Source organism: Rathayibacter sp. VKM Ac-2926 (assembly GCF_022815565.1).
GTDB classification, from domain to species: domain Bacteria; phylum Actinomycetota; class Actinomycetes; order Actinomycetales; family Microbacteriaceae; genus Rathayibacter; species Rathayibacter festucae.
In genome coordinates this window covers 33,279-52,766 of the sequence record NZ_JALGRS010000008.1, presented here as the reverse complement: position 1 = coordinate 52,766, position 19,488 = coordinate 33,279, and the positions used below count along the sequence as shown (strand labels likewise).

Below are 19,488 nucleotides of genomic sequence, written 5' to 3'. Positions count from 1 at the left end.
GCGGTGCCCGGGAGGCGCGAGTGCGCGGCCGGCCCGAGCGGGCCGGGATCAACCCGTGGTGGCGCCCTCGGCGGCCGAGCGGACGAGCTTGGCGTACTTGGCGAGGACACCGCGGGTGTAGCGCGGAGGGAGGGGCGCCCAGCCTTCTCGGCGGGCGGCGAGCTCGGATTCGTCGACGAGTAGGTCGATCGATCGAGCGGCGATGTCGACCCGAATCGGGTCTCCGTCGCGAACGAATGCGATGGGACCTGCGTCCACCGATTCGGGAGCTATGTGGCCGATGCACAGGCCGGTTGTGCCGCCTGAGAATCGTCCGTCGGTCAACAGTAGTACATCTTTTCCGAGGCCGGCCCCCTTGATGGCGGCAGTGATGGCCAGCATCTCGCGCATGCCCGGGCCGCCCTTGGGGCCCTCGTACCGGATGACCACCACGTCGCCCTTCTTGATCTGGCCGTCGGTCAGCGCGTCCATCGCGGCGCGCTCGCGCTCGAAGACCCGCGCGGGGCCCTCGAACACGGAGGCGTCAAAGCCGGCCGTCTTGACGACCGCGCCCTCGGGAGCGAGCGAGCCCTTGAGCACGGTCAGTCCGCCGGTGGCGTGGATCGGGTTGTCGAGGGTGCGGATGACCTCGCCGTCCAGCGGCGCGATGTCCATCGCCGCGAGGTTCTCGGCGACGGTCTTCCCGGTGACGGTGAGGCAGTCGCCGTGCAGCAGGCCCGCGTCGAGCAGGGCCTTCATCACGGCGGGGACGCCGCCGTGGCGGTCGACGTCGTTCATCACGTACTTGCCGAACGGCTTGAGGTCGCCGATGTGCGGGATCGTGTCGCCGATGCGGTTGAAGTCGTCGATCGTGAGGTCGACCTCGGCCTCGTTCGCGATCGCGAGCAGGTGCAGGATGACGTTGGTCGAGCCGCCGAAGGCCATGGCCACGGCGATCGCGTTCTCGAACGCCTCCTTGGTCAGGATGTCGCGCGCGGTGGTGCCGTTGCGCAGCAGCTCGACGACCGCCTCCCCCGACTTGCGGGCGAAGTAGTCGCGGCGGCGGTCGGCCGCGGCGGGCGACGCGGAGCCGGGCAGGCTCATCCCGAGCGCCTCGGCGACGCTGGCCATGGTGTTCGCGGTGTACATGCCACCGCAGGAGCCCTCGCCCGGGGCGAAGGCGCACTCGATGCGCTTGGCGTCCTCCTCGGACATGATCCCGGCCTTGACGCCGCCGACCGCCTCGAAGGAGTCGATGATCGTGATGTCCTTCTCGGTGCCGTCGGACAGCTTGACCCAGCCCGGCGCGATCGACCCGGCGTAGACGAAGACGGCGGCGAGGTCGAGGCGCGCGGCGGCCATCAGCATGCCGGGCAGCGACTTGTCGCAGCCGGCCAGCATGACGGTGCCGTCGAGGCGCTCGGCCATCATCACGGTCTCGACGGAGTCGGCGATGACCTCGCGTGAGACGAGCGAGAAGTGCATGCCCTCGTGACCCATCGAGATGCCGTCCGAGACGGAGATGGTGCCGAACTGCAGCGGATAGCCGCCGCCCGAGTGCACGCCCTCCTTCGCGCTGCGCGCGAGGCGCTCCAGCGAGAGGTTGCAGGGGGTGATCTCGTTCCAGGACGACGCGATGCCGATCTGGGGCTTCTCCCAGTCGTCATCGCCCATTCCCACGGCGCGCAGCATCCCGCGCGACGTCGTGGCCTCGATGCCGTCCGTGACGGTGCGCGAACGAGGCTTCCAATCGATTTCCGGCATGTGACGAGGCTACCGCCTCGCGCGCGGTGCTCCGGCGCTGCCGAGCGCGTCCCGATCCGTCGCGAACGGTCGCGTCCGTCGCCTCGATCCGGCAGCGATGGTCGTGTCAGTGGCCGCGCGCCGACCGTTCGTGACGGATCGACCGGCGCTGGTCAGTCCGCGGTGGCGCGGAAGTCGGCGAGGAGCGACAGCACGTGGGCGATCTGCTCGGGGCCGCGGACGCGGTAGGCGGCCGAGGTCGTGCCGGGACCGCTCTTGACACCGACGTCGCCGGTGCCGAGGACCGCGAAGGCGTCCTCATCCGTGACGTCGTCGCCGGCGTAGAGCACGGCGGTCGCGCCGGTGTAGCGGCGCAGGTGCTGCACGGCCTCGCCCTTGGTGGTCGAGCGGACCGAGAACTCGAGGACGTTCTTGCCTTCGCGGACCGTGACGCCCTCGACCTCGGCGCGCGCCTCCGACAGGGCGACGACGTGCGCGACGCGGCTGTGCCGGTCGGTGGCCAGGCGCGTGTGCAGGGCGAAGCCGGCCGGCTTGTCCTCGATCCAGACGTTGTCGATCCCGCGGGCGATGCCCTTCAGCACGTCCTCGAGCACGCCGACCTTCGCCAGCTCGGTCTCGTCGAGGCGGACGGCGTCGTCGCCCGGGTCCAGGCGGATCTCGATGCCGTGCGAGCCGACCAGCAGCGCCTCGTCGGGCAGCTGCGCGACCTCCTCGAGGCTGCCGAGGGCACGGCCGGAGACCAGTGCGACGCGGGTGCCGGGCAGCGCGAGCAGTCGGAGGACCGCCTCGCGCGCCTCGGGCAGGGCGCGGGCGTGCGCCGGGTCGTCGACCTCGGGCGCGAGCGTCCCGTCGAAGTCGAGCGCCACCAGCAGACGGCCGGTCGCGGCCAGCTCGTGCAGCGCGGCGACGAGGCGGTCGGGCACGCCGGGCAGGTGCTCGCCCGGGGTCGGGGTCACGATGGTCATCGCGTCGCCTCCGCCGTCTCGTGGTGCGCGTCCTCGGCCGCGCGACCGCGGACCCCGTCCTCGTGGTGCTCCGCCTCCTGGCCGAGCGGCGCCTCCTGGCCCCGCGCGGCCGGCCGCACGTCGAGCTGCTGGCCCGCGGCGTGCTCGCTCAGCGCGTCGAGGAAGCTCGCCGACCAGCGCGAGACGTCGTTCTCGAGCACCCGGCGGCGCAGCGCCCGCATCCGGCGGCTGCGCTCGGCGCGCGGCATGCGAGCCGCGTTCTCGATGGCGTCCTTGAGCCCGGAGATGTCGTGCGGGTTGATCTGCACGGCCTGCTTGAGCTCGTCCGCCGCACCGGTGAACTCGCTCAGCACGAGCACGCCGTCGTTGTCGAAGCGGGAGGCGACGTACTCCTTGGCGACCAGGTTCATCCCGTCGCGCAGCGCCGTCACCAGCATCACGTCGGCGGCGAGGTAGAGCGCGACCATCTCCTCGCGCGGGTAGCCGTGATGCAGGTAGCTGATCGCCGGGTTGCCGATCGTGCCGTAGTCGCCGTTGATCCGGCCGACCTGCAGCTCGATGTCGTCGCGCAGCTGCTTGTAGGTCTCGACCCGCTCGCGGCTCGGGCTCGCGACCTGCACGAGCACCGCGTCCTTGGTGCTGAGCCGGCCGTCGGCGAGCAGCTCGCCGAACGCCTTCAGCCGGTGGCCGATGCCCTTGGTGTAGTCGAGGCGGTCGACGCCGAGCATGACGGTCTCGGGATCGCCCAGATCGGAGCGGATCTGGCGCGCCCGCTCCTGGATCTCGGGGGTGCGCGCCATCGCCTCGAAGGCGGCGGCGTCGATCGAGATCGGGAAGTGCCGGGCGACGACCGGGCGGACGCTGGCGCCGCGGCGCGAGCGGTTGACCCGGCGGGTGCCGTCGACCGCGTCGTCCTCGACCGGCACCTCGACGACGGTGCTGCGGGTGTCGTAGCCGAGCAGGCGCCGGACCGCGCGGAGGAAGCTGCCCGCGTCGCCCTGGCGCTGGAAGCCGATGACGTCGGCGCCGAGCAGGCCCTCGACGATCTGCTTGCGCCACGGGAGCTGGGCGAAGATGCCGTAGGGCGGGAACGGGATGTGGTTGAAGAAGCCGATCGTGACGTCCGGGCGCAGCTCGCGGAGCATCTTCGGCACGAGCTGCAGCTGGTAGTCCTGCACCCAGACCACGCCGTCCTGCTCGGTGACCGCGGCGGCGGCCTCGGCGAAGCGGCGGTTCACCCGCACATAGGCGTCCCACCACTCGCGGTGGTAGGTGGGCGGCGCGATCACGTCGTGGTACAGCGGCCAGAGGGTGTCGTTCGAGAAGCCCTCGTAGTAGTCCTCGAGCTCCTGGGCGCTGAGGGCGACCGGGACGATCAGCACGCCGTCGTTCTCGAACGGCGCGACCTCCTCGTCCGCGACCCCGGGCCAGCCGACCCAGGCGCCCTCGTTGGCCCGCATCACGGGCTCGAGCGCGGTGACCAGCCCGCCGGGCGACGTCTTCCACGAGGCGGTGCCGTCGGCGTCGACGACGCGGTCGACCGGGAGGCGGTTGGAGACCACGACGAACGCGTTGCGCGCTCCGGCGGTGTGGTCGGCGGCGGCTGGAGTCGTCCCGTCGGCGCTGTCCTCGAGGGGTGCGGGGGCGGAGGCGGAGTGCGGAGGAATGGTGGTCCCGATCGTCGGTCGTGCCCGTCTTCGTACCCGCCGAGGCTACCAGCCGCACTCGAACGGGGGTCGGGCTCAGCCCTGGGCGAGGGCCAGCGCGAGCACCGCACCGCCGACCGTCGGCACCACCGCGACGGCGCCGAGCAGCGCGTACTGCCGCCAGGAGATCGTCACGCCGAGCGCGGTCAGCCGCTGGTGCCAGAGCAGGGTGGCGAGCGAGGCCCACGGGGTGATCAGCGGGCCGGCGTTCACGCCGATCAGCAGGGCGACCAGGCGCACCCGGTCGGCGGCGACCGGCTCGAGCGCGAGATAGGCGGGCAGGTTGTCGACGAGGTTCGCGGCCACGACACCGGAGCCCGCGAGCCGGAGCAGCTCGCCCACGCCGCTCCCGTCGCCCGCGACCACGGCGAGCGCCGCTCCGAGCCCGAGCTGGTGCGCCGCCTCCATCACGACGAAGAGACCGGAGGCGAAGACGACCAGCTGCCACGGCAGCAGCGAGACCTTCAGCGCAGACGGCCGCCGCACCGCGAAGAGCACGACGAGGGCGAGCGCCGCGACGGCCGCGGGGATCCACACCTCGAGCCCGGAGACGAGGGCGGGCAGCAGCAGCGCGACGACGACGCCGGCGCCGATCAGCAGGACGCGGTCCTCGACCGGGGTCCGCTCCCCCGTCCGGTAGCGGCCGGCCAGCTCGCGGCGGTAGCGGATCGCGAGCACGAGCACCGGGACCACGGCGGCGACGAGCGCGGGCGCGGCGGTCAGCGCGGCGAAGGCGAGCGGCCCGTCGACGCCGAGCCGCCTCTCTGCCAGGAGGTTGGTGAGGTTCGACACAGGGAGCAGCAGGGAGGCGCAATTGGCGAGCCAGACGGTCGCCATCGCGAACGGCAGCGGCGACACCCGGACGTGCGCGGCGAGCAGCACGACCACCGGCGTGAGCAGCACGGCGGTCGTGTCGAGGGAGAGGAAGACGGTGCTGACGATCGCCATCGCGACGACCAGGAGCCAGAGCAGCGCGGTCCGCCCGCGGCCCCAGATCGCCGCCCGCTCCGCCACGACCGTGAAGACTCCGGCCTCGGAGGCCAGCTCCGCCACCACGGTGACGGCGACCACGAAGGCCAGGATCGGCGCCGTGCGCTCGACCAGCTCGCCGAGCGCGTCCATCGGCAGGACCCCGGTGAGAGCGGCGATCACGCCGAGCACGAGGAGCACCGCCCCGATCACAGCCGTGCGCATCTCGTATCCGTTCTCCTCGGTCCGTGCCGCGGCCCGGCGCCGAGCAGCGGTTCACCGTAGCGGGCGACACCGACGACGGAGCCGTCCGCTGGCCGTCGGCGGTGTCAACCGTTGGGAGGGAACGGGGCCGGGCCACTAGCGTCGTGGTGAACACAGGAGGCAATCGATGCGCAAGTTCATCCTCAATTCCAGCGTCATCAGCGCGATCGTCGGAGGCTGGTCCATCCTGCAGACGACGCGCAAGGGTCCGCGCGACTGGCGGCTGGCCCTGCAGTGGGTCAGCTGGGCGATCGCTCTCGCGGTCGCCATCGGCTCGGTCTCCTACGACTCGAAGGAGCTCGTCAAGGAGCAGAACGGCAAGAAGCGCGACCGCTGACCGCCTTCTGACACGCCGCGAGCCACCGGCCGCGGCGTGTCAGCGCGCTCCGGCGCCGTCGCCCCTGGACACTGGAGTCTCAGCACGCGGCACGGGAAACGGGGTTCGTCATGAGGTTTCGTCTGAGGCGCCGTCAGCCGGCCCCCGAGGTCGTCGCGGCCCCCGCGCTCACGCAGGACGAGCTCTTCGCCGTCGTGCACGAGCGCCTCTCCGCCTTCGTCGGCGCCGAGGGCGCCTGGGTCGTCACCCGGCGCAGCCATGACGACCGCGACCCGATCTTCCACGGGATGCTCGCCCGCTCGCTCGCCCACGAGCTGTCCGCCGCCATCCAGGCCGAGCAGCTGCGCGCCGGCGTCGAGGCCACCGCCAACCCGGTCACCTCCGCCATCCCCGTGATGCGCGCCTCCACTCCCCCCGTCACCGCGGAGCCGGCCGCCCCCGTCACCGAGCCCGCCGCCCTCACCTGGGACCCGAAGCCGATCGCCGTCTGGGCCGAGCCCGACTCCGCCTCCGTCGCGACCCCGGCCGACGCCACCCGCTGACCCGTCGGCCCCCTGCATGCTGATCGAGTAGCCCTCGCAGAGGGCGTATCGAGCGGAGGGGGCGCCTCCGGCGCCATCGCAGGGCGGGGAAGAGGCCGACGTCCTTGGGGTGCGCGGGTCTCGATACGCCCCTGCGGGGCTACTCGACCAGCATGTCTGCGGGCGTCTCTTCCAAGTAGATCCACCCCCCTGAGCACGTTGGGTCTCGATACGCCGCTCCGCGGCTACTCGACCAGCATGGGCTGCCTCAGAGCACGTCGAGGATGTCGTTCTTCAGCGCCTCCGCGCGGGGGCCGAAGACCGCCTGGACGCTCTCGCCGACCTCCAGCACGCCGGCCGCGCCGAGAGCCTTCAGCCGTGCGGGATCGACCAGCGCCCGGTCGCCGACCTGGACGCGCAGCCGCGTGATGCACGCGTCGACGTGGACGAGATTCCCGCGCCCACCGAAGGCCGCGATGAGCGACTCGGCCTCGGACTCCGGCGGTTCGTTCGACGCGGAGGTCGGCTCCGCCACGACCGCGGCAGGTTCGCCCACGTCCACTCCGGAGACGACCTCCTCCCGGCCCGGCGTGCGGAGGTTCCACCTCCGGATGACGACCCGGAACAGCAGGTAGTACACGCCGGAGTACACGACTCCCATCACCACGAGCAGCCCCACGTTCTTCGCGGCCGGCGCCGTGCCGTAGAGAAGCAGGTCGACGAGCCCGGCCGAGAACGAGAAGCCGAGGTGGATGTCGAGGAGGTCGGCGATCGCGAGGGACAGCCCGGTCAGCACAGCGTGCACGACGTAGAGCGGGAACGCCGCGAACATGAACGCGAACTCCAGCGGCTCGGTGATGCCGGTGAGGAAGGCGGTCAGCCCGGCCGCACCGAGGATGCCGATCGCGACCGCGCGCTGCGAGCGGTTCGACACGTGGATCATCGCCAGCGCCGCCGCCGGGAGTCCGAACATGAGCACCGGGTAGAAGCCCGAGGTGAGCGCGCCAGCCGTCGGGTCGCCCGCGGCGAAGCGCGTCAGCTCGCCCGTGACGACGCCGCCGTCGGCGTTCGTGTACGAGCCCTGGAGGAACCAGACGTACGAATTGAGGATGTGGTGCAGCCCCAGCGGGATCAGCATGCGGTTGGCGAAGCCGTAGACGAAGGCGCCGAGCGCCCCGGTGCCGCCGATGAAGGCGCCGAGACCGGTGAGGCCGGACTCGAAGACCGGGTAGAACCAGCTCAGACCGAAGCCGACGACGAGGCACGCGAGCGAGACGACGATCGGGACGAACCGCCGGCCGCTGAAGAAACCGAGGTAGGCGGGGAGCGCGATGGTGTGGAACCGGTCGAACAGCACGGCCGTGAGCAGTCCGACCACGATGCCGCCGAAGACGCTGTAGTCGATCTGCACCTGGTCGCCGGCGGCCGTCGTCCGCCCCGCCAGGACGATCGGCGACAGGACGGTGAAGACCTTCGCGAGCACGAGGTGGCCGACGACGGCCGCGAGCGCGGTCGACCCGTCCGGCCTCCTGGTGAACCCGATGGCGACGCCGACGGCGAACAGCAGGGCCAGGTTCTCGAAGAGGGCCCCGCCCGCCGCGCTCATCGCCTGGAAGAACGGGCCGATCACGGGCAGATCGATCCGCCCGAGCAGGTCGGGCTGTCCGATCCGGAGGAGGAGCCCGGCCGCCGGGAGCACCGCGATCGGCAGCATGAGGCTCTTGCCGAGGCGCTGCAGACCCGCGAAGCCGGGGACGACGAGTCGTCGACGCGAGGCGGGCGCGCTCCGAGTGCGGGCGGTCATGCGGACAGCAGAGGATCACCGGCGAGGACGGACGCGCCGTCCTCCACGAGGGCGTCGACGTGGTCCGCGGTCCGCTCCAGCACGACCACGGGCACCACCGTCGGGAGTCCCGCGGCGAGGATCGCCGGGACGTCGTACTCCAGGACCGGCGTCTCGGCCTCGACGCGGTCGCCCTTGGCGGCGAGGACCGTGAAGCCGCCGCCCTTCAGCCCCACCGTGTCGATCCCGAGGTGGACGAGCACCGCTCGTCCGCTGTCCGCGACGACCACGAACGCGTGCGGCAGCACCTGGAGCAGGACCCCGCGGACCGGCGAGAGGACCTCGACGCGCTCCGCGGGAGGCTCGATCGCCATTCCGGCTCCCATCACGCCGGCCGCGAAGAGCTGATCGGGGACGGCCGTGAGGGGCACGGCGCGCCCGGCGAGTGGGGACAGGACGACGACCACGGGGACTCCCTCGAACCGGAGACCGGCGCGTACTCGGCACCGGTCGCCGATCACAGTAGGTCGGAGCGGAGCCCGGCCGTGCTGTGGCGCGAAACGCCCTGCGCGCCTGCCGCCGGGTCTCGATACGCCGCTCCGCGGCTACTCGACCACCATGCCCCCCTGCTGATCGATCAGCACTGCAGAGGGCGTCTCCGCTTCATGCTGATCGAGTAGCCCTCGCAGAGGGCATATCGAGATCCCGCGCGCTCAGACCGCCGGCCAGCGCTCCGGGCCCTCGCTGCCGGCCGGGTACTCGTCCAGCGGCACGTCGTCGGCGCGCCAGGCGTCGATCGCGGGCTGGACGATGCGCCAGCACTCCTCGGCCGCGTCGCCGCGGACCGAGAGCGACGGGTCGTCGTCGAGGATCCCCGAGATGACCTCGCCGTACGCCAGCAGCTCCCCCGCACCGAAGGTCGCCTCGAGCGACGCGCGCTCGAGCGTGTACGGGTCGCCCGGGCCGTTGATGTTCAGCTCCAGCGCCATCTGGTCCGGAGCGAGGAACAGCCGCAGCACCGATGCCTCGGCCGTCCCGTGGAAGCCGGCCGGCAGGTGCGGCACCGGCTTGAAGCGGATGACGATCTCGCGCCGCCGCTCGCCCAGCGCCTTGCCCGAGCGCAGCGTGAACGGCACGCCCGCCCAGCGCCAGGTGTCGATCTCGACGGTCAGCTCGGCCAGCGTCTCGGTCTTGCGCGACGGGTCGACGCCCTTCTCGTCCGTGTAGGCGGGGAGCTCGCGCCCGTCGACCGAGCCGGCGGTGTAGCGCGCCCGGCGCGAGTTCGCGCTCAGGTCCTCGCCGTGCAGCCGCGTCGCCCGCAGCACGATGCCCTTGGCGTCGCGCAGGTCCGCCGCGCCGAGGGTCGACGGCGGCTCCATCGCGACGACCGCCAGCACCTGCAGCAGGTGGCTCTGGATCATGTCGATCAGCGCGCCGGCGCCGTCGTAGTAGCCCGCGCGCCCCTCGAGGCCCAGCTGCTCGTCGTAGACGATGGCGACGCTCTCGATGTGCTCCGCGGACCACAGCGGCTCGAGGATCCGGTTCGCGAAGCGCAGCCCGAGCAGGTTCATGACGGTCGCGCGGCCGAGGAAGTGGTCGACGCGGTGCACCCGGTCCTCGGGGACGAGCGCGGCGACGCGCGCGTTCAGGTCCCGGGCGCTCTTCTCGTCGGTGCCGAACGGCTTCTCGAGCGCGAGCACCGTCCCCTCCGGCAGCTCGTGCGCGGCGAGCGCGTCGCAGGCCTTCGCGGCGATCGCCGGCGGCAGGGCGAAGTAGATCGCGACGGGTCCCTCGCAGCTCGCGAGCAGCGCGGCGAGCGCCTCCGGATCCGTCACGTCCACCTGCTGGTAGCGCGTGCCCGAGACGAGGGCGTCGATGCCGGCACCCGAGGCGGTCTCCGTGGCGAACGACGTGGACACGACCTCGTGCCAGTGCTCCTGCGTCCAGTCCTCCTGACCGGCGCCGACGAGGTGCAGGCGGCGATCGGGCTCGCGGGTCAGGAGCTGACCGACAGCGGGGAGGAGCAGGCGGGCGGACAGGTCGCCCGTCGCACCGAGGATGAGCAGCGTGTGGACCGACTGAGGCATGCGCCACACCCTACGGCGCCCCCGCCGACCTTTCCCGGCCTTGACGGCGGTGCGTCCCGGCCGGCCGGCCCCGCCCGCTCGCAGGAGCGCCCAGTGTTCTGCTGCCAGGATCAGCGCATGGTCTCCCCGATCGAGGACTACGCCGTCCTCTCCGACTGCCGCACCGCCGCTCTCGTCTCCCGCGACGGAGGAATCGACTGGCTCTGCCTCCCCCGCTTCGACTCCGCGTCGATCTTCGGCGCGCTCCTCGGCGGTGACGACCAGGGCCGCTGGTCGCTCCGGCCGGTGGACCCGGAGGCGACCGTCGAGCGGCACTACCTCGGCGACACCCTCGCCCTCGTCACCACCTGGACCACCGCGACCGGCGTCGTCGAGGTCACCGACGTGATGCCGCTCCGTGACGACCGCGCCGAGCTGGTCCGCCGCGTGAAGGGCGTCTCCGGCTCGGTGCGGATGCGCCAGGAGCTGCGGATCCGGTTCGACTACGCCCGCACGATGCCGTGGGTGCGCCAGGAGGGGACGGAGGAGGATCCGCTGCTGGTCGCCGTCGCCGGCCCGGATGCGGTCGTCGTCCGCGGCGTGCGCCTCTCGGCGACCGATCACGTGCACTCCGCCGAGTTCGACGTCGCGCCCGGCGAGACGGTCGACCTCTCGATGGCCTGGTTCCCCTCGCACCAGCGCGCCCCGAAGGTGCTCGACGTCGACAGGGCGATCGAGCGCACGGTCCGCTGGTGGACGGACTGGGCCGGCGCGATCCGCTACGACGGCCCGCACCGCGAGGCCGTGGTCCGCTCGCTGCTCACGCTGCGCGCTCTCACCGACGACCAGACCGGCGGCATCGTCGCCGCCGCGACCACCTCCCTCCCCGAGGAGTTCGGCGGCAGCCGCAACTGGGACTACCGCTACGTCTGGCTCCGCGACGCGTCCCTCACCCTCGAGGCCCTGCTCGCGCACGGCTTCGAGAAGGAGGCGCAGAAGTGGCGCGCCTGGCTGCTCCGGGCGGTCGCCGGCGCCCCGGAGGACGTGCAGATCATGTACGGCCTGGCCGGCGAGCGCGACCTGGCCGAGCGGGAGATGCCGAGCCTGCCCGGCTACGACGGCGCCTCCCCCGTCCGGATCGGCAATGCGGCGGTCGACCAGTACCAGGCCGACGTGATCGGCGAGGTGATGGTGGCGCTGCACGAGGCGCGAGTGGCCGGAGTGGACGAGAACGAGTTCTCCTGGCCGCTGCAGCGCGCGCTGCTCGGCTTCGTCGAGAGCAACTGGCAGCGGCCCGACAACGGCATCTGGGAGATCCGCGGCGAGCCGAGGCACTTCACCCACTCCCGGGTGATGGTCTGGGCGGCGCTGGACCGCGGCGTCCGCGCCGTCCGCGAGCACGGGCTCGACGGCCCGGTCGAGACCTGGGAGCGGCTGCGCGACACCGTCCGCGCCGAGATCGAGGAGCAGGGCTTCGACTCCGAGCGCGGCCACTACGTGCAGTCCTACGGCTCCACCGAGGTGGACGCCTCGCTGCTCGTGCTGCCGATGGTCGGCTTCGTCGCCGCCGACGACCCGCGGATGCTCGGCACGGTCGCCGAGCTCGAGCGGGCGCTGATGCACGACGGCCTGCTGCACCGCTACCGCACCGAGTCCTCGGTCGACGGCCTGGCCGGCGGGGAGCACCCGTTCCTGGCCTGCTCGTTCTGGCTGGTGCGGCAGTACGCCGACTCCGGCCGTCTCGACGACGCCCGCGCCCTGATGGACCGCCTCGTCGGGCTCTGCAACGACGTCGGCCTGCTCTCGGAGGAGTACGACGTCGAGAACCGGCGCCACGCGGGCAACACTCCGCAGGCGCTCTCGCACCTCGCGCTCGTCCAGGCCGCCGACGCGATCGCGCGGCACCGATGAGCGCGCGCAGAGCGGCGCCGCGCCGGCGCCGCCCGCTGCGGATCGTCCTCGTGAGCATCGGCGCCCTCGTCGCCGTCGCCGTCCTCGGCTTCCTCACCTGGTCCTCGATCGTGATGGGCCCCGATCCGGAGGCGCTCGCCCGCGTCGACGCGGACCCGGCGGTCGCCGTCGAGCGCACCGACACCGCGATCGTGCTCACCCCGACGGACGACGCGGGCACCGACCTCGACGGCGTCGGCCTCGTCTTCGTCCCCGGCGCCAAGGTCGACGCGGCCTCCTACGAGGCGACCCTCGCGCCGCTCGTCGAGGAGGGTGCGAGCGTGGTGATCACCCGGCCGATCCTCAACCTGGCGTTCTTCGATCTGCGCTCGCTCGAGAGCTTCACGGCGCAGGCCGACGGCGTCGACGAGTGGCTGGTCGGCGGCCACTCCCTGGGCGGCGTGAAGGCCTGCCAGTGGGGCGAGGACCCCGAGGTCGCGGGCCTCGTGCTCTTCGGCAGCTACTGCGCGAACGACCTCTCCGCGTCGGGACTGCCGGTGCTGAGCGTGAGCGGCTCGGAGGACGGCCTGAGCACCCCGGCGAAGGTCGCCGCGGCGAGCGACCAGCTGCCCGCCGACGCGCGCTTCGTCGAGATCGACGGGTCGAACCACGCCGACTTCGGCTGGTACGGCCCGCAGCCCGGCGACGGCACGGCCACGATCAGCCACGAGGAGGCCGACGCGCAGATCGCCGAGGCGCTGCTCGCCTTCGCGGGCGAGCGCGGTTAGGCCCGGTCCCGCCCGCCGTGGCGGTCAGTCGTGCCGGCGGCCGTCGCGGTCGGGCGTCTCGCGCAGGTCGATCAGCCCGGTGAAGAGCGCGCCGCGCTCGTTGGACTGCTGGTCGCCCGAGAACAGGTTGTCCGGCGCCGACTTCGTGCGGGTGCGCGGTGCGGGGGCGGTGCCCGCCTCCTCGTGCTGCATCTCCACGCGCTGGCGCGGCAGGGCGATCGGGTCGCTCTCGTGCAGCCAGCTCACCAGCCCCTCGCGGACGTAGCAGCGCAGGTCGAAGAGCGTCGGAGCGTCCTTCGCGGTAACGAGCACGCGGATGCGGACGTAGCCGCCGACCGCGTCGGTGACCTGCAGGACGCTGACCCGCTGGTCCCAGAGATCGGTCTCCTCGAGGATCCGGTGCAGCTCGGCCCGCATCTCGTCGGGTCGGACGCGCCAGTCCAGATCGAGCTCGACGGCGCCGAGCAGCTCGGAGCCGGTCCGGGTCCAGTTCTGGAAGGGCTGGGTGGTGAAGTAGTTGGTCGGGAGCACCAGGCGGCGGTCGTCCCAGAGGTGGACCACCACGTAGGTCAGGGTGATCTCCTCGATCCGACCCCACTCGTTCTCGACGATGACCACGTCGTCCAGGCGGATCGCGTCGCTGAAGGCGAGCTGCATCCCCGCGAAGATGTTGGTCAGGCTCGACTGCGCGGCGAGACCGGCGACGATCGAGAGCACACCGGCGGAGGCCAGCAGGGACGCCCCGGCGGTCCGCGCCTCGGGGAAGGTCAGGAGCGAGGCGCCGATCGCGATCACGACGACGGCCGCGACGGCCACCCGCCGGATGATCGTCATCTGCGTGCGCAGGCGGCGAGCCCGCCGGTTGTCGGCGGTGTCGGTGCGGTAGCGCTCTGCGCCCAGGTCCTCGAGGAAGACGAAGGTCGCACCGACCAGCCAGGCGGCGGCGCCGATCGTGGCGATCTGGAAGATCCGGTCGACGAGCCCCGGCCAGGTGTCACCGGAGACGGTCGCGGCGAGCGCGGCCCAGACGGCGATCGTGAGCAGCAGCACGCGGAACGGGATGCGCACCCGGCGGATCAGCAGCCGGGCCCACGTCTTGCGCTTGCCGATCGAGCGGATGATCAGCGCCACGACCGCGGTCACGACGACGGCGATCACGACGGCGATCAGCACGGCGAGGGCGATGGAGCCGACTTCTTGCAGGGCGTCTTCGGGCACGGCGGTCCTTTCGGGTGGGGGAAGGGGCGCGCACCATCGAGCGGATCGGACGAAGAGGGCAGCCTCCCACGGACACGGCGGGGAGCGCACGGGGCGACGCCGCACGTTGCGGGGATGCCCAGGCGGAGCGCGACGACGTCGGACGCTCCGGAAACGACGAAACGCCCGCCGGAGTGGCGGGCGTCTCGATGTGGTGCACCCCCTCGGACTTGAACCGAGAACCCACTGATTAAGAGTCAGTTGCTCTGCCGATTGAGCTAGAGGTGCGTGGCGACCGGCGAATCGTGCGTGCCGAACCGAGGAATCACATTACCAGCGCCCACCCCCGTTTCGTCAAATCGACACTCGCGCCCTGCTGATCGAGTAGCCCGCGCAGCGGGCGTATCGAGATCCACCCTTCTGCACACGTGGGTCTCGATACGCGCTGCGCGCTACTCGACCAGCATGCAGTGCGCCCCTCCGGGGCCACTGACCAGCATGCAGTGCGCCCCTCCGGGGCTACTCGAGCAGCAGGGAGACGCGCGTCCACGCCGCGCTGGCACCAGGCCATCGGCGGGGGCGCTCAGTATCGTGGACGCGTGACCCTCGACGACGACCTCCGCCTCGCCCTCCGCCTCGCCGACGCCGCCGACGCGATCTCGCGCGAGCGCTTCCTCGCCCTCGACCTCGTCGTGGACACCAAGCCCGACAGCACGCCCGTCTCGGACGCGGACCGCGCCGTCGAGGAGGCGATCCGCGCGGTCCTCGCCGCCGAGCGCCCCGACGACGCGATCCTCGGCGAGGAGTTCGGCACCTCCGGCGAGGCCTCGCGCCAGTGGATCCTCGACCCGATCGACGGCACGGCGCACTTCGTCCGCGGCGTCCCGATCTGGGCGACCCTGATCGCGCTGGCGATCGACGGCGTCCCGGTGGTCGGCGTCGTCTCGGCCCCCGCCCTCGGCAAGCGCTGGTGGGCCTCCAGGGGCGCCGGCGCCTGGGTGGACGAGAGCCGCGCTCCCCTGGGCAGCCTCGACCTGCCGGACGGCCTGCGCGGCGTCCTGGTCGCCCCGGCCGCCGAGGAGCCGCGCCGGCTCCAGGTCTCCGGCGTCGCGTCCCTCGCCGACGCCACCTTCAGCTACAACAGCATCCAGCAGTGGGACGGCGCCGGCCGGCTCGAGCAGCTGCTGGAGCTCGCCCGCACGGTCTGGCGCGACCGGGCCTACGGCGACGCCTGGCCCTACATGCTGGTCGCCGAGGGCCTCATCGACGGCGCGGGCGAGTTCGACGTGAAGCCCTACGACCTCGCCGCCCTGATCCCGATCGTCCAGGAGGCGGGCGGCCGCTTCACCTCCGCCGACGGCGAGGACGGCCCCTGGAACGGCAGCGCCGTCGCGACCAACGGCCTCCTGCACGACGAGGTCCTCGCGATCGCCGCCCGCCGATGAGCCGGCGCTCGGCGCTCCTCGCGGCGGCACTCCTGACCGCCGTGCTCCCGCTCGCGGCGTGCTCGTCCGTCGTCGGCTCCGACGATCCGGCGGCACTCCGTGACGAGAGCGGCACGGTCACCACCGCGGGCGTCATCGACGCCTTCTCGGTGGCGAAGGGCGACTGCCTCCGGGAGCCGGACGACGACCGCGTCGCCGACTTCGAGGCCGTCCCCTGCGCGGACAGCCACGACCTCGAGGTCTTCCACGTCTTCGCGCAGCCCGGCGACGACTACACCAGCCGCAACACCCTGCTGGCCCAGGCGGACGCCGGCTGCGAGCCCGAGTTCGGCGCGGTGATGAGCATCGCCTACGGCGACTCCGCCCTCGAGTACCGCAGCTTCGTCCCGTCCGAGGTCAGCTGGCGCCACGGCGACCGCGCCGTGCTCTGCGCCGTCTTCGACCCGGCGACCGGCGAGACCACGGGCAGCCTCTTCGACGCCGCGCGCTGACGCTCAGCCCGGACGCCCGCCGTCCGGGTCAATCCCCTCCGCGCCTCGATTGACAGGTTCGCGGCGCACGCGCACTGTGGGAGGACGATCACACACGATCGGCGAACGGCTCGGGGGTGCCGCGAAGCGCTGCAGGAGTCGAAGATGCACGAGCACCCAGGAGACGTTCCGGAGAGCGCGGAGCCGGAGCGCTCGGCGACGGCGGAGCACGAGCTCCGGCCGGCGGACAGCCTCTTCACCCGGCTGCAGCGGCAGTGCGCGCTGCTCTCGGCGGCGGAGGCGCTGGCCGACTCGACCGAGGACTCCGTCCGGCGCTGGTCGCGGCTGATCCACGACTACGCGCTGACCTCGGACCGAGTCGTGTCGGTGCACGGCGGCGCGGAGGACGCCGTGCTGGGCTGGCTGAAGCCCCGCGGCGTCATCGCCCTCCTGGTCACGGAGGAGTGCGCGGACGACCACGCGGTCGAGCACCTGGCCGCCGCTCTCGCGGCGATGAACGCGGTGACGCTGACCGTCGACGACGAGCGCGCCGAGCGCCTCGCCCCGCTCACGCAGGCACTCGCGCGGATGCTCCCGAGCGGATTCGCCGAGCTGCCCCTCGATGCCCACGCGCACTACCCGGAGGGGGCGATGGCGACGGTCGTCACGCCCGAGAACCTCTACCGCGCGTGGACGCCTCCCGCGACGCTCCAGGGGCCGGAGAACGGTGCGGAGCGCGACGACGACGAGCGCCTCGCGCTGCTGACCCTCTACGGCCGCGTCCGCCAGCTCGACGTCCGTCCGGAGTGACGGCTCGGAGCAGCGGCGGCTCGGAGCGGCAGCTCCTGTGTGCGACGACGACCGGTGGTGGAGATGGGGGGAATCGAACCCCCGTCCATCGCTGTGATTCTGCGCCTTCTACGGGTGTAGCCAGTGAGAGCGTTCTGCTCGGCCCCGACCGTTACCACTGGCGCATCGGTCGACGGGCCCAGCCCGAGTGCAAGTCCCGCGTCGCCCTCAGGCGTAACGACGCAGCAAGTCCTCTAGATGACGCCAGGATCCGGGGCGAGGACGCACCCACGGGCTGACGGACTATCTACTCTGGCTTAGGCAGCGAGAGCGAAGTCGGTGCGCTTCTGTTCGGCACCTGTGTTTTTCAGAGATCGTTAACGAGATAACCCTGAATCCTCGACCCGCTTCTCGCAGTTTCGCAGGCAATGTCGAAACCGATCATCCCCGCGAGCACTCGCCGGCACTGGGCCAGGTGGAGTGGGTCGTCGTCGCACACTGTGGAGTTACGAGAGAAGAGTCTACCTCGTCGCGCGGGCGGTGACCCGACGACGGCGCAGATCGAGCAGTCCGAGCACGAGGGCGAGCGCGATCAGCCCGAGGGTGACGAAGTAGCCGTTGCGGAAGGCGTCGTGGTACCGGTCGAGCCCCTCCGCCATCCCCGCCTCACTGGCGAGCGTGGCGAAGAAGATCGCCGAGGCGCAGGCCGTGCCGACCGCGGTGCCGACGCGCTGACCGAGCTGGCCGACCGAGCCCGCCACGCCGCCCTGCTCGGGCGAGATCTCGGCGAGCGTCAGCGTCTGGTTGGGCGAGACGACGAAGCCGCCGCCCGCGCCGGCGACGAGCATCGCCGCGCCCATCCCGTAGGCGGCCGTCTCGGCCGGCAGCAGCTCGGCCGCCAGCAGCACCAGTGTGAAGCCGATGACGACGAGCACGATGCCCAGCACGACGAGGGCGCGACCGTAGCGCTGGACGAGCTTGCCGCCGTACCACGCGGTCACCGCCGAGGTCAGCGCGAACGGGATGCTGACCATGCCCGCGAACACCGGCGCGAGGCCGAGGCCCTGCTGGAGGAAGAGCGTCGTCAGCAGGAAGGTCGCCGGGATCGCCGCGAAGTAGGACGTCGCGACCAGGATCCCGTTGCGGTACGAGCTGGTGCGGAAGATCCGGAAGTCGATGACCGGGGTGCGGTCCTTCGCGGCGTAGTGCGCCTCCCACTTCACGAAGGCGTACGCGGCGACAGCCGCCAGCAGCAGCCAGAGCCAGCGGAACGGCGAGTCCGTCGAGGCGCCGGTGGTCAGCAGGAACGGCAGCATGAAGGCGAAGATCGTCACGCCCAGCAGCAGCAGGCCGACCGGGTCGAGCGAGGTGTCGCCCTGCGGTGTGCGCTGCACCTTCGGCAGCAGCTTCCAGGCGAAGACCAGCGCGGCGATGCCGAGCGGGATGTTCATCCAGAACAGCAGCCTCCAGCCGTCCTGCTCGCCGCCGATCGCGATCAGCAGTCCGCCCAGGGTCGGCCCGAACGCCGTGGAGAGGCCGATCACGGCGCCGAAGACGCCGAAGGCGCGGGCCCGTGCGGCCCCGGTGAACAGCTGCTGCACCAGGCCGAGCACCTGCGGCATCTGGATGCCGGCGGCGATGCCCTGGATGAAGCGGGCGATGACGAGCAGCTCGATCGTCGGCGCGACGGCGCAGAGCAGGCTGGCGAGGGTGAATGCGGTGAGACCGACGAGGAAGAGCAGGCGCCGCGACTTGATGTCGCCGAGCCGTCCGGACGGCACGAGCGAGAGACCGAAGGCGAGCGCGTAGCCGGCGACGATCAGCTGCAGCTGGCTCGGATCGGCCGAGAGCGACTTCTCGATCGAGGGCAGCCCGACGTTGACCTTCGACAGGTCGAGGATCGTGAAGGCGGCGACCGACACCGCGACCGCGAAGGCCCGCCAGCGCGTCCTCTCCTCCGCGGCAGTGGGCGGCGCGTCGGGAGCGTTGTCGGGAGAGGTCACGTCCTCCAGTCTCTCAGGACCGGAGCGCGCGCCTCCCCCGCTTGCGGGACATCGGCGCGGGCCGCCTACTCCCCCATGCGGCGGCGGGTGGACATCGCGCGGTCGGCCTCGCGGCGGTCCTGGCGCTCGCGGAGCACCTGGCGCTTGTCGTAGTCCTTCTTGCCCTTCGCTACCGCGAGCTCGACCTTGGCCTTGCCGTCGCTGAAGTAGAGCGAGAGCGGGATCAGCGTGTACCCGCCCTCCTTCACCTTGTTGTGGATCTTGAGGATCTGCGCCTTGTGCAGCAGCAGCTTGCGCTTGCGCCGCGGCGGGTGGTTGGTCCAGGTGCCCTGGGCCCACTCGTTGATGTGCACGGCGTCGAGCCACGCCTCACCGCCGTCGACGAAGGCGTAGCCGTCGACCAGTGACGCGCGGCCGTTGCGGAGCGACTTGACCTCGGTGCCCGAGAGCACGAGTCCCGCCTCGTAGGTGTCCTCGATGAGGTAGTCGTGGCGCGCCTTGCGGTTGGTCGCGACGACCTTCTGTCCCTGTTCCCTGGGCACGGCTGCTCCT

17 protein-coding genes, 1 tRNA gene and 1 other RNA gene are annotated in these 19,488 nt (G+C 72.0%); 7 read left to right on the top strand and 12 right to left on the bottom strand.

The features are described 5' to 3' along the window. Positions 1-48: 48 nt before the first annotated feature. From ilvD to MT351_RS12470, 4 genes are all read right to left on the bottom strand, one after another. On the bottom strand, positions 49-1,743 hold the full coding sequence (gene ilvD / locus MT351_RS12485) for a dihydroxy-acid dehydratase (protein ID WP_132438512.1): 1,695 nt from the start codon (positions 1,741-1,743) through the stop codon (positions 49-51). 152 nt (positions 1,744-1,895) lie between these two features. After that, a complete protein-coding gene (gene otsB / locus MT351_RS12480) occupies positions 1,896-2,708 on the bottom strand; it encodes a trehalose-phosphatase (RefSeq protein ID WP_243582327.1) in 813 nt (270 codons plus the stop codon). Further along, positions 2,705-4,270: a trehalose-6-phosphate synthase gene (locus MT351_RS12475; RefSeq protein ID WP_123737271.1), complete on the bottom strand. Its 1,566-nt coding sequence runs from the start codon at positions 4,268-4,270 to the stop codon at positions 2,705-2,707. The genes otsB and MT351_RS12475 overlap by 4 nt, the downstream gene beginning before the upstream one ends. Before the next feature lie 180 nt (positions 4,271-4,450). After that, positions 4,451-5,608, bottom strand: a complete 1,158-nt coding sequence (locus MT351_RS12470; RefSeq protein ID WP_243582326.1) for an SLC13 family permease — start codon at positions 5,606-5,608, stop codon at positions 4,451-4,453. 166 nt (positions 5,609-5,774) lie between these two features. On the opposite strand from MT351_RS12470, the gene MT351_RS12465 reads away from it, so the two are divergent. Both MT351_RS12465 and MT351_RS12460 read left to right on the top strand, forming a co-directional pair. Beyond that, entirely contained in the window at positions 5,775-5,984 is a 210-nt protein-coding gene (locus MT351_RS12465) for a hypothetical protein (protein ID WP_123447985.1), read from the top strand. 110 nt (positions 5,985-6,094) lie between these two features. Beyond that, on the top strand, positions 6,095-6,526 hold the full coding sequence (locus MT351_RS12460; protein ID WP_132438508.1) for a hypothetical protein: 432 nt from the start codon (positions 6,095-6,097) through the stop codon (positions 6,524-6,526). A gap of 247 nt (positions 6,527-6,773) precedes the next feature. On the opposite strand, the gene MT351_RS12455 is transcribed toward MT351_RS12460, so the two are convergent. From MT351_RS12455 to MT351_RS12445, 3 genes are all read right to left on the bottom strand, one after another. Continuing rightward, positions 6,774-8,309 (bottom strand): PTS transporter subunit EIIC, encoded by a 1,536-nt coding sequence (locus MT351_RS12455; RefSeq protein WP_132438507.1) that lies wholly within the window; start codon positions 8,307-8,309, stop codon positions 6,774-6,776. After that, positions 8,306-8,755: a PTS glucose transporter subunit IIA gene (locus MT351_RS12450; RefSeq protein WP_132438506.1), complete on the bottom strand. Its 450-nt coding sequence runs from the start codon at positions 8,753-8,755 to the stop codon at positions 8,306-8,308. The genes MT351_RS12455 and MT351_RS12450 overlap by 4 nt, the downstream gene beginning before the upstream one ends. A 246-nt stretch (positions 8,756-9,001) precedes the next feature. Then, complete coding sequence (locus tag MT351_RS12445) at positions 9,002-10,375, bottom strand: glucose-6-phosphate dehydrogenase (RefSeq protein WP_185020244.1); 1,374 nt, start codon at positions 10,373-10,375, stop codon at positions 9,002-9,004. A gap of 117 nt (positions 10,376-10,492) precedes the next feature. On the opposite strand from MT351_RS12445, the gene MT351_RS12440 reads away from it, so the two are divergent. Next, positions 10,493-12,265, top strand: coding sequence for a glycoside hydrolase family 15 protein (locus MT351_RS12440; protein WP_132438505.1), 1,773 nt, complete (start codon positions 10,493-10,495; stop codon positions 12,263-12,265). Continuing rightward, positions 12,262-13,032, top strand: coding sequence for an alpha/beta hydrolase (locus tag MT351_RS12435; protein WP_132438504.1), 771 nt, complete (start codon positions 12,262-12,264; stop codon positions 13,030-13,032). Before MT351_RS12440 ends, MT351_RS12435 begins: the two co-directional genes overlap by 4 nt. Before the next feature lie 24 nt (positions 13,033-13,056). Here the strand turns inward: MT351_RS12435 and MT351_RS12430 are convergent, their stop codons facing one another. Continuing rightward, complete coding sequence (locus MT351_RS12430) at positions 13,057-14,250, bottom strand: mechanosensitive ion channel family protein (RefSeq protein ID WP_132438503.1); 1,194 nt, start codon at positions 14,248-14,250, stop codon at positions 13,057-13,059. 191 nt (positions 14,251-14,441) lie between these two features. Continuing rightward, positions 14,442-14,517 (bottom strand) — tRNA-Lys (locus MT351_RS12425). A 311-nt stretch (positions 14,518-14,828) separates the two neighbouring features. Here MT351_RS12425 and MT351_RS12420 point away from each other — a divergent pair. From MT351_RS12420 to MT351_RS12410, 3 genes are all read left to right on the top strand, one after another. Beyond that, positions 14,829-15,674 carry an inositol monophosphatase family protein gene (locus tag MT351_RS12420; RefSeq protein ID WP_243582325.1) on the top strand — a complete coding sequence of 282 codons (846 nt, stop codon included), beginning with the start codon at positions 14,829-14,831 and terminating at the stop codon, positions 15,672-15,674. Next, a complete protein-coding gene (locus MT351_RS12415; protein WP_132438501.1) occupies positions 15,671-16,165 on the top strand; it encodes a septum formation family protein in 495 nt (164 codons plus the stop codon). Before MT351_RS12420 ends, MT351_RS12415 begins: the two co-directional genes overlap by 4 nt. A gap of 144 nt (positions 16,166-16,309) precedes the next feature. Further along, positions 16,310-16,954 (top strand): hypothetical protein, encoded by a 645-nt coding sequence (locus tag MT351_RS12410; RefSeq protein WP_132438500.1) that lies wholly within the window; start codon positions 16,310-16,312, stop codon positions 16,952-16,954. Positions 16,955-17,009: 55 nt separating this feature from the next. Here MT351_RS12410 and ssrA read toward each other — a convergent pair. The 3 genes from ssrA to smpB form a co-directional block, all read right to left on the bottom strand. Next, positions 17,010-17,382: a transfer-messenger RNA gene (gene ssrA / locus MT351_RS12405) on the bottom strand. Between the two features lie 72 nt (positions 17,383-17,454). Continuing rightward, positions 17,455-18,936 carry an MFS transporter gene (locus MT351_RS12400; protein WP_243582324.1) on the bottom strand — a complete coding sequence of 494 codons (1,482 nt, stop codon included), beginning with the start codon at positions 18,934-18,936 and terminating at the stop codon, positions 17,455-17,457. Positions 18,937-19,001: 65 nt separating this feature from the next. After that, complete coding sequence (gene smpB / locus MT351_RS12395; protein WP_123447996.1) at positions 19,002-19,478, bottom strand: SsrA-binding protein SmpB; 477 nt, start codon at positions 19,476-19,478, stop codon at positions 19,002-19,004. Positions 19,479-19,488 lie beyond the last annotated feature (10 nt).

Bases quoted from the DNA above. Each gene is read 5' to 3' on its own strand.
- ilvD (WP_132438512.1), bottom strand. From the start codon at position 1,743: ATGCCGGAAATCGATTGGAAGCCTCGTTCGCGCACCGTCACGGACGGC.
- otsB (WP_243582327.1), bottom strand. From the start codon at position 2,708: ATGACCATCGTGACCCCGACCCCGGGCGAGCACCTGCCCGGCGTGCCC.
- MT351_RS12470 (WP_243582326.1), bottom strand. From the start codon at position 5,608: ATGCGCACGGCTGTGATCGGGGCGGTGCTCCTCGTGCTCGGCGTGATC.
- MT351_RS12465 (WP_123447985.1), top strand. From the start codon at position 5,775: ATGCGCAAGTTCATCCTCAATTCCAGCGTCATCAGCGCGATCGTCGGA.
- MT351_RS12460 (WP_132438508.1), top strand. From the start codon at position 6,095: ATGAGGTTTCGTCTGAGGCGCCGTCAGCCGGCCCCCGAGGTCGTCGCG.
- MT351_RS12455 (WP_132438507.1), bottom strand. From the start codon at position 8,309: ATGACCGCCCGCACTCGGAGCGCGCCCGCCTCGCGTCGACGACTCGTC.
- MT351_RS12445 (WP_185020244.1), bottom strand. From the start codon at position 10,375: ATGCCTCAGTCGGTCCACACGCTGCTCATCCTCGGTGCGACGGGCGAC.
- MT351_RS12440 (WP_132438505.1), top strand. From the start codon at position 10,493: ATGGTCTCCCCGATCGAGGACTACGCCGTCCTCTCCGACTGCCGCACC.
- MT351_RS12435 (WP_132438504.1), top strand. From the start codon at position 12,262: ATGAGCGCGCGCAGAGCGGCGCCGCGCCGGCGCCGCCCGCTGCGGATC.
- MT351_RS12415 (WP_132438501.1), top strand. From the start codon at position 15,671: ATGAGCCGGCGCTCGGCGCTCCTCGCGGCGGCACTCCTGACCGCCGTG.
- MT351_RS12410 (WP_132438500.1), top strand. From the start codon at position 16,310: ATGCACGAGCACCCAGGAGACGTTCCGGAGAGCGCGGAGCCGGAGCGC.